Source organism: Streptomyces sp. Y2F8-2, from assembly GCF_014905555.1.
Taxonomy (GTDB): domain Bacteria; phylum Actinomycetota; class Actinomycetes; order Streptomycetales; family Streptomycetaceae; genus Streptomyces; species Streptomyces cynarae.
On sequence record NZ_BNGS01000010.1, the window covers coordinates 21,282 to 34,302 of the forward strand.

Genomic DNA, 13,021 nt, shown 5'->3' on the forward strand with positions numbered 1-13,021 from the left:
CGGCCCACCACCTTCTTCCGACGCGACCGGAGAGGCACCGTACGGATGCGCATTCTGTTCACCACGTTTCCCTGGCACTCACATCACTTCCCGATGGTTCCGCTCGAGTCGGCCGCGCTGGCCGCGGGCCACGAGGTGCGGATCGCCAGTTCGCCGGGGCTGATGCCGATCGTGGCCGCGTCGGGCCTGCCCGGTGTGCCGGTCGGGCGGGACGTCGATCTCGCTTCGCTGTCCAACGACCGCAGCCGGGCCTCCTGGCACGTCCAGGGCCGTTGGCCCGACGACTGGCCCGTCCGTCCGGAGCTCCTGGGCGAGGAGCAGTTCGCCCTGGTCGAGAACCTGGGACGGATGCAGGCGGTCATGGCCTCGGCGATGCTGGACGACCTGCTCGACTTCGCCCGGTACTGGCAGCCCGACCTGGTGGTGCACGACGCGGTCACGCTCGCCGGACCCGTGGTCGCCGCGGCCCTGGGCGTGCCCAACGTCAGCCATCTGTGGGGCACTCCCGGACTCCAGCGCATCGAGATGCGGCGCATGGGGACCGAACCGCTGCCGGAGTACGCCGCGCTGTACGAGCGGGTCGGGGCGCAGGTGAGGACCGAGCCCTCCGCTTGGATCGACCCCAGCGCTCCCGGCATCCGCTACCCGGCCGGGCCGACCTGCCACCAGATGCGCTACGTCCCCTACAACGGCCCCGGCCTGCTGCCGGACTGGCTGCTGCGGCCACGGGTCGGCGTCCGCGTCTGCGTCACCTGGGGCGCCACGTCCATGGCGCTGCGTGGCGGCACGGTCGTCGAACTCGTACGTCAGTGCGTGGAAGCCGCCGCCGAGGTCGGCGACGAGGTCGTCGTCGCCGTGACCGAGCAGACCGCCCAGGCCCTGCGGGCCGCACCGCTGCCGGACCGGGTCCGGGTGGCGGTCGGGCTGCCACTGCACTTGCTGATGCCGTCCTGCGATCTGGTGGTCCACCACGGGGGCGCCGGCACCAGCATGACCGCCGCGGCCGCGGGGGTACGGCAGCTGCTGATCACCAGTCGTCCCGAGCCGACGGTCAACGGAACCCGGCTGGCCGCGTCGGGCGCGGCCCGGCACCTGATGACCGAGGACGTTCCCGCCGCCCAGGAGGGAGTGCGTCTGCTGAGCGCCGAGCTGGGCCGCCTCCTGTCGGATCCCGCTCATGCAACCGCCGCGCTGAAGCTGGCCGACGGCATCAGCACCCAGCCGTCGCCGGCCGACCTGGTGGCGGACCTGACGAACCTCGCCCGATAGGGAGGAGAAGGAGATGCGTGTTCTGGTGGCCACCTCCCCGTGGCCCACCCACTACTTCATCGTCCAGCCGCTGGCGGCCGCGTTCCGCGCCGCGGGGCACGAGGTCCTGGTGGTGGCCCAGCCCTCCATGGCGGACCTGGTCACGCGGTCGGGCCTGCCCATGGCAGCGGTCGGAAGCGACATCGACATGGTGGAGATCCGCCGCAAGACACTGTCCCAGGAACTGAAGGCCCGTCAGAAGCCCGGGGATCCGGCCGGAGCCGATGACGGTGGGCAGGTCTTCGACACCTGGCAGCGGGCCGCGCTCGCCAACCTCGATCCGGTGATGGACCTCGCGCGGGCCTGGAAGCCTGACCTCGTGGTCGCGGACACCATGTGCCCGCCCGGGCTCGTCGCCGCCCAGGAGCTCGGCGTCCCCGGGATCCGCCACCTGTGGGGCTGGGACTTCTTCGGCTCGGCCGGTAGCGAGAAGATCCTCGCCGCACTGCCGGGCTTCTACGACCCGTACCGCGCCTATGGGCTGGACGTCCAGGGGGACCCGGCCCTGCGCACCGTGGACCCCTGCCCGCCGAGCCTCCAGCCCCCTGCCTCGCCCGCCCGGCTGCAGGTGCAGTACGTGCCGTACAACGGTGCCGGCCGCGCTCCTGGACCGGAGCTGCGCCGTGAGGACAAGTCGACGCCGCGGGTCTGCCTCACCTGGGGCAGGTCCATCACCCGGATCATGGGAGAGCGGGCCTTTCTGCTGCCCCGGGTCATCCGGGCGCTCCACGGACTGGACATCGAGATCGTGGTCGCCGTCGACGCCGCGTCGCGTGAGCAACTCGGTGAGGTCCCGGACAACGTGCGGGTCCTCGACTCCCCTCCCCTGCACCTGGTGCTCGACGACTGTGACGCCATCGTGCACCAGGGGGGCTCGGGCACGGTGCTCAACGCGATCCGCGCCGGCCTCGGCCAGCTGGCCATCTCCCACATGGCCGACCAGGACAACATCTCCGCCGCGCTCGCCGAGTCGGGGGCCGGCATCCACCTGCACGGCGAGCAGGCGGACGAGCAGGCCATCCGCGCCGCGGTGGTCAGGCTGCTGGAGGACGCGGAGGTCCGTACTGCAGCGGAGCGGCTGCGCGCCGAGATGCTCTCCCAGCCGACCCCCGCCCGGGTGGCCGGCGAACTCGCCGCCCTGGCCACCGCGTACACCCACCACTGAGGAAGAGGAACCGTGACACAGACCACCGTTTCTTCGATCGACGAGTTCACTCTGCTGAACATGGCCCAGGCGGTGCGCCGCGCCGGAGTGTTGTGCGCCGGGCTCGACCTCGCCGTCTTCGACACGATGGCGGACGGCCCGGCCGACGCTGAGACCGTGGCCGCACGGCTCGGCATCCCCCCTCGGGGCGTGCGCGTCCTGCTGCGGGCACTTGCCGCCGTCGAACTGCTCAAGACGGACGGTGAACGGTTCTGGCTGGCTCCGGACGTCGACCGGGTCCTGGTCCGGTCCAGCCCCGGCTACTTCGGCGACACCCTTCGGCTCGCGGTCAGCCGCTACGAGTGGGAGGCCCTCGGCCGGCTCTCCGACGCGGTCAAGCGTGGCGGAACCGTACTGGACACCAACGCCGAGACCCCCGAGTACCCGTTCTGGGAGGACCTGGCCCGCAACCCCACCCCGCACACGCCCCTGATCGCCGACCTGCTGGCCGAGGCGCTGGCTCCGTGGGCGGCGGGCCGCGAGCGCCTGGACATCCTGGACGTCGCCTGCGGCCACGGGCTGTACGGCTACACGGTGGCGCAGCGCAACCCGCAGGCCCGGGTCCGGTCCGTCGACTGGGCCAACGTGCTGGAGTACTCACGGGGGCACGCGGAGCGTCTGGGCGTGCTGGACCGGGTCGAGCTCACCCCCGGTGACATGTTCGAAGTGCCGCTGGGCGGCCCGTACGACCTGTCGCTGATCACCAACGTGCTGCACCACTTCTCCGCCGAGCGCGCCGGGTGCATGCTGCGGCGGCTGGCGGAGGTGACCCGGCCGGGCGGTCGGATCGGCATCGTCGCGGTCACCGCGGACGGCCGTGACCCGTCCTCCGATCCGGTGCCCCACCTGTTCGCCGCGCTGATGCTGGCCTGGACCCACGAGGGTGAGTCGCACGCGCTGGAGACGTATCGGGACCTGCTGACCGCCAACGGCTTCGGGGAGCCGCAGCTGCACCAGATGGGCGGGGTGCCGCTGCGGCTGCTGATCGCCGAGCGACTCTGACCCGCTGCTCGCTTCCCTCTCGTCCTCCCTCTCGACCGAAAGGCACGCGATGACGAACGCCACCCCCAAGGCCCCCTCGCTGGCCGATGCCCGCGAGATCCTCCAGCTCAACGTCGCCTACACCCGAGCCCGGGTGCTGCACACCGCACTGGAGCTGGGTCTCTTCGAGTTCCTCCAGGGGCGTCCGCGCACCGAGGCGGAGATCCGTGAGCACGGCCGGCTGCACTCCCACCTCGTGAGCGACTGGCTGGACGCGCTGGTCGGGCTGGGTCTGCTGTCCTTCGACGGCGATCGGTACGCCAACACACCCCGCGCCGACCACTTCCTGGTTCCGGGCCGCCCGCACTACATCGGTGGCGCCGTGCTCCAGCACGGTCGCGTCCACTACGAGCTGTGGAACCGCTTCACCGACGCGCTGCACGACGGCAAGGCCACCTCGGGCAAGAACATCACCGCGGGCGCGGTGGTCGAGGAGCAGCCGGACCTGGACCGGGCCCGACGGTTCCTCGACCACATGGACACCTTCAACCAGTTCGTGGCCGCAGAACTGAGCCGGGTCCTGGACTGGAGCCGTTGGACCACCTTCGTGGACGTGGGCGGGGCCCGCGGCAACGTCGCGGCCCAACTGGTCCTGGACCACCCGAACCTGAAGGGCTCGGTCTTCGACGTGCCCGGCGTCGAGCCGCTGTTCGTGGAGCACATGGCAGCCCGCGGAACCACGGACCGGGTGGGATTCGTGGGCGGTGACTTCTTCACCGACCCCCTGCCCGGCGCAGACGTGATCCTCTTCGGGCACGTCCTGCACGACCACCCCGAGGAATCCCGCAAGAGGCTGCTGGCACAGGCGTACAACGCCCTGTCCCCGGGCGGCACGCTGCTGGTCTACGACGCGATGCTGGACGACGACTCCGAGGCCGGGGCGTACCTGCAGAGCCTGGTGTGCTCCGTCATCCTGGACGGCGGCTCGGAGTACCGGGTGCGCGACATCTCGGCCTGGGCACAGGCGACCGGCTTCCAGGTCGAGCAGGTGATCCCCCTGGACACGATGACGCACGACCGGCTCCTGGTGGCCCGCAAGCCCGGCTGACCGCGGCGGTACGGCGGTTCCGTGAGCACTCCGGGGCCGCCGTACCAGGCTGTTCGCGGCACCGCCCCGCCCGGTGCGGGCACGCCGCCGTCCTCGGCAGTAGGACGGCGGCGTAGGCGTTCTCTCCCTCGGACTCCCGCTCAGCCGAACGCGGCCGTGAACCCGGCCGCGACCCGGTCGGGCGTCGGACGGTCGGCCTGCTCCGCGGCGACCTGGGCGGCGCGGGACCGCCAGGAGGGGTCGGTGAGCAGCGCGCGGCAGGCCGCGACGACCTGATCCGCGTCGAGGTCGAGCGCCGGCAGGGCGATGCCCAGTCCCGCTGCCTCGATGCGCCGCGCGTTGTCCGGGGCGTCGGCGATCGGCACGGTCAGGACGACCTGAGGAACCCCCGCGGCCATCGCGGCCATCGTCATGCCCGACGCCCCGTAATGGACCAGGACGGCACAGCGCGGTACCACGTGGTCCAGGGGCTGCCAGCCCACGGACACCACACCGGGAGGCACCGGCCGCAGCCCCTGCGCACCCGCCGGATCGACAGCCACCACCACGTCCACGTCGAGCGCGGGCAGCGTGTGCATCAACCGGGTCATCAGGGCTCGCATCCGGTCCGGCGCCAGTGACGGCAGCACACTGCCGAAGGTGAGACAGACCAGGGGACGGCGCCCGGGCTCGTCCAGCCAAGCGGGCAGCTCGGCCGGGCCGGTCACCGGTATGTAGCGCATGGGCTCGCCGGACGCGCCCGGACGCTGGAGGCTGGGCGAGCACGTGTCGAGGACACGCGTCGGCCGGGGCAGCCCGCGGAGCCGGTACGCCGTGAGCTCCGGCTCGAGTTCCTCCTCGGCGGCCAGGGCGAATTCCGGGACGGGCCGGATGCCCCAGCCGTGCTCGATCCAGGGGATGCCCAAGCGCGCGGCTGCCAGCGGGCCCGCGTACTCCACGGGGTCGGTGACGAGCAGGTCCGGTCGCCACCGGCGCATCAACGTGACGGTCTCCGCCAGGTGTCGGGCGCCCAGCCGCCCCCAGCCGCGCCCGCTGCGCCACACCCGGTCCGCCTCGTCGGTGTGGGGCACCGGACGGCCGGCCCGGTCCCGTGCCATCACCTCCCGCAACGGAACGGGTGACAGCGATGCCACGGGCAGCCCGCGTTCCAGGACCCGTGGCGCGAAGCCCTCGTCCGTGGCCACCAGGACGTCGTGCCCCTCGGCGCGCAGCGCCCAGGAGAGCGGGAGCAAGGGGTTCAGATGCCCGAGCAGAGGAATGGAACAGACCAGAACGCGCATGTCAGATCATCGCCTTCACTGCGACCTGCCTTCAGCCCAGAAAGAGGTTCCGGCGTCCGGCCGTCGGCCGCGTCGCCGCGCCCGAACCCTCCTGTAAGGGGGTCGTGCCGGCCTCGAGCGGCGCTGGAAGACGGGGACACGGTCGGGTCTCATGCCAGCCTCGAGGGGCCCTGCCTAGCGTCGGTGCGGTCTCCCGACGTCCAGGATCAGGGGCTTTCATGCGCATCTTGTTCGTGACGTCCGTCTCCAGCTCGCACCTTGCTCCGATGGTTCCGCTGGCCTGGGCCCTGCGCGCTGCCGGACACGACGTGCGGGTGGTCTGTGACGCGGACACGGTGCCGGGTGCGCTGGCGCTCGGACTGACCGTGGTGCGGGTGAGCACGGACGGCGGGTTCGCCCGGCGGCACCGCGAGGGCTACCGGGAGCCGGGCGCGCTGTCCCGCATGTTCGCCGACAACGCCCTGGCCATGCTCGACGGGCTGGCGGCGCTCGTCGACCGCTGGCGTCCGCACGCGGTGGTGCACGAGCCGGTCGCCTTCGCCGCCGAGACGGTCGCGGCGGCCCGGGACATCCCGACGTTGCGGCACCTGTGGGGGCCGGACCTCTTCGGCACACCTCCCGGTGCCTGGCTGCGGGAAAGCGTGCGTGAACTGGTGACGGCCGAGGTGCCGGGGAGCGTGTGGCCGTCGGCACGGGAGTTCGTGATCGACCCCTGTCCCCCTCAGCTCCAGCGGCTGGGACCGGGCACCGGGGTTCCGGTCCGCTTCGTCCCGGTGGACAGACCCGGGGCCGTCCCCGCCTGGCTGCTCGATCCCCCCGCACGGCAACGGATCTGCGTGACGTGGGGGACGTTCAGCGAGGGAGTACAGGGCGGCCATCCGTTGACGCGGGCGGTGCACGCACTGTCACGGCTCGGCATGGAGGTGGTGCTCGTCGCACGCGCCGAGGACCTGGCCGGGCTGGGTGAACTCCCCGCCGGTGTGAGGGCGGTGACCGGCGTGCCGCTGCACGCCGTACTGCCCTCCTGTACGGCGGCCGTGCACCACGGCGGAGCCAACACCGCACTGGGCGCCGTCGTCCGCGGACTCCCTCAGCTCATCGTGAGCGACACCTTCGAACGGGACCTGAACGGCGGGAGGTTGGCGGAAACCGGCGCCGGACTGCACCTGAGCGCGAAGGACGCGGACCCGGACGCCGTCGAGGCTGCGGTACGGCGGCTGGTCACCGACGACCGGTACGTGCGGGCCGCCGCGGCGCTCCAGGACCGGGCCCTGAGCCGCCCTTCCCCGGCGCAGGTCGCCAGGGACTTGGAGGAGTTGGTCGCCCAGTGGTCCGTACCGGCTGCATCGATCACGGAAGGCGCATGATGGACAACGGCAATGCGGCCGACGCCGCTCTGACGACGGATGTCGTGGTGGTGGGAGGGGGCCCGGTCGGCCTGATGCTGGCCGGGGAACTGCGGGCCGGCGGGGTGGCGGCCCTGGTGCTCGAGAAGCTGGCGGAGCCAGCCGGCCACGACCGGGCGGGGGCCCTGCACACCCGGACGGTGGAGATACTCGACCTGCGCGGGCTGCTGGACCGCTTCCTGGACGGGACGCAGGTCGCCAAGGGTCTCCCCTTCGCCGGGATCTTCAGCCAGGGCCTGAACTTCAGCCTGCTGGACACCCGGCACCCGTACACGGCCCTGGTTCCGCAGTCGCGTACCGAGGTCCTGCTGGCGGAGCACGCGCGCCGGGCCGGCGCGGAGATCCGCCGCGGCCACGAGGTGACCGGGCTGCGCCAGGACGGGGAGGGCGTGGAGGTGACCGTGGAGGGGCCGCGCGGCTCCTACCGGGTGCGGGCCCGCTACGTGGTCGGCTGTGACGGGGGGCGCAGTACGGTGCGCCGGCTGGCCGGGATCGGCTTCCCCGGCACGGAGCCCACCGTTCGTGCCCTGATCGGCTACGTGAGCACGCCCGAGCGCGATGTGCCGCGCCGCTGGGAGCGCACCCCTGACGGCATCCTGGTCCTCGCCTTCCCACCGGAGGGCGGTACGGGCCGCGTGGTGGTCATCGAGTACGGGCGCGATGTGGCGGCGGACGACGGGCCGGTGACCCTGGAAGACCTCAACGCCGCCGTCGCGCGCGTGCGGGGCACGCCGCTGAAGCTGACCGAACCGGTGACGTGGCTGTCCCGGTTCGGGGACGCCAGCCGGCAGGCTGATCGGTACCGCAGCGGGCGGGTGCTGCTGGCCGGTGACGCGGCGCACGTGCACTTCCCGATCGGCGGCCAGGGACTGAACACCGGTCTGCAGGACGCGTTCAACCTGGGCTGGAAGCTGGCGGCCCGGGTCCGCGGGTGGGGTTCGGAGGAACTGCTCGACACTTACCACGACGAACGGCATCCGGTGGCCGAACGCGTCCTGCTGAACACCCGGGCCCAACTGGCCCTGATGCGCCCGGACGAGCAGCACACGACTCCGCTGCGCGGGTTCGTCGAGGAGCTGCTCGGCCTCGATGAGGCCAACCGGTTCTTCACCGAGATGATCACAGGCACCGATGTGCGCTGTGCGCCGTTCGTCCCGGCCCCACCGGCGCAGCCGCATCCGTGGGCGGGGCGATTCGCGGGCCAGTTGGTGCTGAACCGGCGGCCCACGGGACCGGTGCCGCTGGCCGAACTCCTGCGTCCGGCCCGGCCGTTGCTGCTCGACCTCGCGGGACGGTCCGATCTGCGGGAAGCGGCGCATCCGTGGTCCGGCCGGGTGTCCGTGGTGACCGGGGAGACAGCAGTCGAGCCGTCGGTCCAGGCGCTGTTGGTCCGCCCGGACGGCTACGTCGCGTGGGCGGCGTCGGCGGACGACACGGTCGACGAACTCCGCGCGGCGCTCGCCCGCTGGTTCGGCCCGCCCGCCGCCGAGCCCCGTCACCGAGCGGCTTGAACAACGATAGCCGGACCCTTATATTCGGTTCCGAATATAAGGTTCCGAGGAGGGTGTCATGGGATCTGGGGAACACGCCATCGAGGTGGTCGGTGCCCGCACGCACAACCTGAACGACCTGACGGTCTCCGTGCCCAAGGGCAGAGTTGTCGCGTTCTCAGGGGTGAGCGGCAGCGGAAAGACCTCACTGCTGATCGACACCATCCATGCCGAGGCCCAGCTGCGGTATCTGGAGGGGATCAGCCCGTTCGTCCGCCAGTTCATCACCCCGCGCGACCGCCCACAGGTGAACCGCATCGAAGGGCTGCCTCCCACGCTCGCCGTCGACCAGCGGGTCCCGGCCCGCAGCCCGCGCTCGACGATGGCCACGGTGACGGGTGTCGGCGACTACCTCGGCCTGGCCTTCGCGCGGCTGCCACCGCTCGGCCGGGACTGGGACCCCGCGCTGGGCACCGTGCTCAAGCCGGCGCAGTTCAACCCGACCATGCCCGAGGGGTGTTGTCCGGAGTGCCGTGGCAGTGGCGGCCGGGTGCGGTCCGAGGAGCGGCTGCTGATCACCGAGCCGGCCCTGCCGCTTCTGGCCGGCGCCTCCCCCTGGTTCGCCATGGCGCGTACCCCGGAGAAGGCGACGGTCGAGGCGCTGGCCCGGCGTTTCGGCGCCGATCTGGACCTGCCCTGGCGGGAGTTGCCCGGGGACTTCCGGCAGGCGGTGCTGCACGGCACGGGCGAGGACGCCGTGGAGATCGCCTACGAGACGACCATGAAGAAGAGCGGCACCGCGATCAGTGTCCGCAACAGTCGCACCTGGCCGGGGGCGATCGCCGAGGCCGAACGGCTGTACGCCGGCGCGCCCAGCCCGGCCGTGCGGGAGACCTACGAGCCGTTCGTCCGCAACGAGCCCTGCGCCGAGTGCGAGGGGACGGGTTTGGGCGCGGTCGCCCGGACGGTGGGGCTCGGCGGTCGGCGACTGCATGAACTGCTCGACCGTCCGGTCGAGGAGGTCGTCGAGTGGTGTGAGGTCCTCGGGGCGACACTGGGCCCGGCCCAGCAGGAGGCGGCGCAGGCTGTCGTGCCCGCGCTCCTGGCGCGGCTGCGGTTACTGGTCCGGCTCGGCGTCGGACACGTCCAGCTCTCGCGGCCGGCTCCCACGCTCTCCGGTGGAGAGCTGCAGCGGGCACGGGTGGCGGCCCAGCTGTGCACCGAACTGTCGGGAGTGGCGTTCGTCCTGGACGAGCCGTCCGCCGGGCTGCACCCGGCCGACAAGGCGCGGCTTGCCGAGCTCATCGAGGAGCTGCGCGGCTCCGGGAACACCGTCCTCATGATCGAGCACGATCCCGAGCTGATCGCCCAGGCGGACTGGGTGATCGACGTCGGTCCGCGGGCCGGTCGCGGGGGCGGGCGGCTGGTGGCCCAGGGCACCCCCCAGGAGGTCGCGGCCGTTCCGGAGTCGCTGACCGGCCAGTACCTGGCCCGGCGGGGCGGGCGGGTGCGGCGTGCCCGGCGCCCGGTTCGCGACGACCGGATGCTGACGCTGCGCGACGTCGCGGTGCGGACGGTCAGGGCCGACCGGATCGACATCCCACTGGGGGCACTCACCTGTTTCACGGGGGTGAGCGGCAGCGGCAAGAGCACCCTGCTCATCGACGGGGTGGCCGGCGCGGTCCAGGCCCGCATCGAAGGCACCCGTGCACCCGGTGTGGGCGACGTGGCGTGGACCGGCCCCCTGCACTGGGCGACCGTGGTCGACCAGGAGCCCATCGGCCGGACGCCGCGCTCCAACCCGGCCACGTACACCAAGGCGTTCAATCTGATCCGCAACCTGTTCGCGGGCACCGACGCCGCCGCCCGCCGTGGTCTGACGGCGGCCTCCTTCTCCTTCAACTCACCAGGCGGCCGGTGCGAGACGTGCACCGGGTACGGCGTCCGGCAGGTGGACATGAACTTCCTGCCCGACGTCTGGGTCACCTGCGACGTCTGCGACGGCAGGCGGTACGGGCCCGAGGTGCTCGCGGTGACCTACCGCGGCCTGGCCATCGACGAGGTGCTGGACCTGAGCGTCGACGAGGCCACGGAGCTCCTTGACACGCCCGCGCTGCGGCCGGTACTCACGGCGCTGCGCCGCACGGGCCTGGGGTATCTGCGGCTGGGACAGAGCGCCACCGTGCTGTCCGGCGGGGAAGCCCAGCGGCTGAAGCTCGCGGCCGCGCTGACCAAGGGTTCGCGACAGCCCGGACTGGTGGTGCTGGACGAGCCGGTCACCGGGTTGCATCCGGCGGACGTCCAAGTGTTGGTGGACGCGTTCGACGTACTCGTCGCCGCGGGAAACACGGTCGTCCTCGCCGAGCACGACCTCCATCTGGCCGCGGCCGCGGACTGGCTGGTGGACATGGGGCCGGGGAGCGGCGCGGCCGGGGGCCGGGTGCTGCACTGCGGCCGCCCGGACCTCCTTCCGCCGGACTCCGGACCCACGGCCGAGTACCTTCGAGGACTCTCCGCGGAGTCGGCGCACCGAGAATAGTCGGTATCGTCTAGTCGTAACCGACCAAGGAGGGTGAGTGATGACGGTGCGCAGACGGCCGGTGTCCAATCTGCTGGGGCTCGCAGTTCTCGGACTGCTGCTGGAGCAGCCGATGCATCCGTACGAGATGGCGGCGACCCTGCGGGAGCGCAACAAGGACACGAGCTTCAAGGTCAAGAACGGCTCGCTCTACGACGTGGTCGAGTCCTTGGTGCGGGCGGGCTGGATCGCCGAGCACAGCGTCGAGCGTGCCGGACGCCGACCGGAGCGCACCGTGTACGCCCACACCGAGCTGGGCCGTGAGGAGTTCATGAGCTGGCTCGACGAACTTGTCCGCACCCCGGTGAAGGAATACCCCAGCTTCCTCGCCGCAGTCAGCTATCTCGGTGCCCTGGGACCCGAACGCGCCGTCCAGGCCCTCCAGGAACGCATCGCCCGCCTGGACGAGGAGATCGACGAGGCGCGCCGCGCGCAGGCGGAGGCGCTGAGCGGGCAGACGCCACGGCTCTTCGTGATCGAGCTCGAATATGCCCTGACCATGGCCGAGGCCGAGCGGGACTGGTCCCGGCAGATCGTGGGCGAGATTCAGAACGGCACCCTCACCTGGCCCGAACTGACCACCAAGGAAGGCCGGCAGGTGTGGACCGACCAGGACGAGAACGAAGGACAACACGCATGACCGCACCAGCCGCACCGCACCAGCGAGGCGAACCCCATCCGCCGAGGAAGGCGTTACCCATGATCCAGGCCAAGGGACTGGCCAAGACGTTCTCCACCAAGCAGGGCCCGGTCGAGGCGGTGGCCGGAGTCGACTTCACCGTCGATGCGGGGGAGATCGTGGGTTTCCTCGGGCCCAACGGCGCCGGCAAGACGACCACCATGCGCATGCTGACCACCCTGCTCCCCCCGAGTTCGGGCACGGCCGTCATCGCGGGATGCGATCTGCTGCACGAGTCGGCGAAGGTGCGCCGGCACATCGGCTACGTCTCCCAGGCGGGCGGCGCCAAGCCCGGCTCCCCGGTCCGCCGGGACCTGGTCCTGCAGGGCCGCCTCTACGGGATGTCCCGCCCGGAGGCCGAAGCACGAGCCGAGGAGGTGATGGTCCAGCTCGGTCTCGAGGACCTCGCGAGCCGCGTCGTCCAGACACTCTCGGGCGGCCAGCGCCGTCGCGTCGACATGGCGCTCGGCCTGATCCACGGGCCCGAGCTCCTCTTCCTCGACGAGCCCACCGCCAATCTGGATCCCGAGAGCCGCAATGGCGTCTGGGAGCACATCCGCCGCCTGCGTGACGAGCACGGCACCACCGTGTTCCTCACGACCCACTACCTGGACGAGGCCGACAGCCTCTGTGACCGCGTACTGATCATCGACAAGGGCCGCATCATCGCGGAGGACAGCCCGCAGAGCCTGAAGGCCGCGATCTCCCACGACACCATCCGGATCGAGGTCGACGTCGACGCGACGCGTGCCCGTGACCTGCTCGCCGCCCACCGAGATGTTCACGAGGTGACGGTGGACGGCGTCGTTCTGTCGGTCAGCTGCCGCGACGCCGAGCGGATCCTCGCCGATCTGCTGCGCGTGCTCGAAACCGCGCGGATCCGCGTCGAGTCCCTGCGTGTGGTGAAGCCCACGCTCGACGACGTCTTCATGACCATGACCGACCGCCGTCCGCAACGGGACGCGGACGCCGTCCACGCCTGAGGGG

Annotated in this window: 10 protein-coding genes; 9 read left to right on the forward strand and 1 reads right to left on the reverse strand. The window is 71.8% G+C overall.

The window, feature by feature from the left end:
* Positions 1–45: 45 nt before the first annotated feature.
* From SY2F82_RS29315 to mtmMI, 4 genes are read left to right on the forward strand one after another with little or no spacing between them, the layout of a single operon-like run.
* Positions 46–1,269 carry a nucleotide disphospho-sugar-binding domain-containing protein gene (locus SY2F82_RS29315; protein ID WP_200422185.1) on the forward strand — a complete coding sequence of 408 codons (1,224 nt, stop codon included), beginning with the start codon at positions 46–48 and terminating at the stop codon, positions 1,267–1,269.
* 13 nt (positions 1,270–1,282) lie between these two features.
* Positions 1,283–2,473 carry a nucleotide disphospho-sugar-binding domain-containing protein gene (locus tag SY2F82_RS29320; RefSeq protein ID WP_200422186.1) on the forward strand — a complete coding sequence of 397 codons (1,191 nt, stop codon included), beginning with the start codon at positions 1,283–1,285 and terminating at the stop codon, positions 2,471–2,473.
* 12 nt (positions 2,474–2,485) lie between these two features.
* A complete protein-coding gene (locus tag SY2F82_RS29325; protein WP_200422187.1) occupies positions 2,486–3,514 on the forward strand; it encodes a class I SAM-dependent methyltransferase in 1,029 nt (342 codons plus the stop codon).
* 49 nt (positions 3,515–3,563) lie between these two features.
* Positions 3,564–4,601, forward strand: a complete 1,038-nt coding sequence (gene mtmMI / locus SY2F82_RS29330; protein WP_200422188.1) for a methyltransferase — start codon at positions 3,564–3,566, stop codon at positions 4,599–4,601.
* A gap of 140 nt (positions 4,602–4,741) precedes the next feature.
* Here the strand turns inward: mtmMI and SY2F82_RS29335 are convergent, their stop codons facing one another.
* Positions 4,742–5,881, reverse strand: a complete 1,140-nt coding sequence (locus tag SY2F82_RS29335; RefSeq protein ID WP_200422189.1) for a glycosyltransferase — start codon at positions 5,879–5,881, stop codon at positions 4,742–4,744.
* 218 nt (positions 5,882–6,099) lie between these two features.
* Here SY2F82_RS29335 and SY2F82_RS29340 point away from each other — a divergent pair, with 218 nt between their 5' ends.
* From SY2F82_RS29340 to SY2F82_RS29360, 5 genes are read left to right on the forward strand one after another with little or no spacing between them, the layout of a single operon-like run.
* Positions 6,100–7,248, forward strand: coding sequence for a nucleotide disphospho-sugar-binding domain-containing protein (locus tag SY2F82_RS29340; protein ID WP_200422190.1), 1,149 nt, complete (start codon positions 6,100–6,102; stop codon positions 7,246–7,248).
* Complete coding sequence (locus SY2F82_RS29345; RefSeq protein WP_236041866.1) at positions 7,245–8,798, forward strand: FAD-dependent oxidoreductase; 1,554 nt, start codon at positions 7,245–7,247, stop codon at positions 8,796–8,798. Before SY2F82_RS29340 ends, SY2F82_RS29345 begins: the two co-directional genes overlap by 4 nt.
* Before the next feature lie 58 nt (positions 8,799–8,856).
* Positions 8,857–11,316 (forward strand): excinuclease ABC subunit UvrA, encoded by a 2,460-nt coding sequence (locus SY2F82_RS29350; protein WP_200422191.1) that lies wholly within the window; start codon positions 8,857–8,859, stop codon positions 11,314–11,316.
* 40 nt (positions 11,317–11,356) lie between these two features.
* Positions 11,357–11,995: a PadR family transcriptional regulator gene (locus SY2F82_RS29355; RefSeq protein ID WP_200422192.1), complete on the forward strand. Its 639-nt coding sequence runs from the start codon at positions 11,357–11,359 to the stop codon at positions 11,993–11,995.
* 59 nt (positions 11,996–12,054) lie between these two features.
* Positions 12,055–13,017, forward strand: coding sequence for an ATP-binding cassette domain-containing protein (locus SY2F82_RS29360; RefSeq protein WP_200422193.1), 963 nt, complete (start codon positions 12,055–12,057; stop codon positions 13,015–13,017).
* Positions 13,018–13,021: the final 4 nt, after the last annotated feature.

Coding starts and splice junctions, on each gene's coding strand:
- SY2F82_RS29350 (WP_200422191.1), top strand. CDS start 8,857: ATGGGATCTGGGGAACACGCCATCGAGGTGGTCGGTGCCCGCACGCAC.
- SY2F82_RS29345 (WP_236041866.1), top strand. CDS start 7,245: ATGATGGACAACGGCAATGCGGCCGACGCCGCTCTGACGACGGATGTC.
- SY2F82_RS29335 (WP_200422189.1), bottom strand. CDS start 5,881: ATGCGCGTTCTGGTCTGTTCCATTCCTCTGCTCGGGCATCTGAACCCC.
- SY2F82_RS29340 (WP_200422190.1), top strand. CDS start 6,100: ATGCGCATCTTGTTCGTGACGTCCGTCTCCAGCTCGCACCTTGCTCCG.
- SY2F82_RS29355 (WP_200422192.1), top strand. CDS start 11,357: ATGACGGTGCGCAGACGGCCGGTGTCCAATCTGCTGGGGCTCGCAGTT.
- mtmMI (WP_200422188.1), top strand. CDS start 3,564: ATGACGAACGCCACCCCCAAGGCCCCCTCGCTGGCCGATGCCCGCGAG.
- SY2F82_RS29315 (WP_200422185.1), top strand. CDS start 46: ATGCGCATTCTGTTCACCACGTTTCCCTGGCACTCACATCACTTCCCG.
- SY2F82_RS29360 (WP_200422193.1), top strand. CDS start 12,055: ATGATCCAGGCCAAGGGACTGGCCAAGACGTTCTCCACCAAGCAGGGC.
- SY2F82_RS29320 (WP_200422186.1), top strand. CDS start 1,283: ATGCGTGTTCTGGTGGCCACCTCCCCGTGGCCCACCCACTACTTCATC.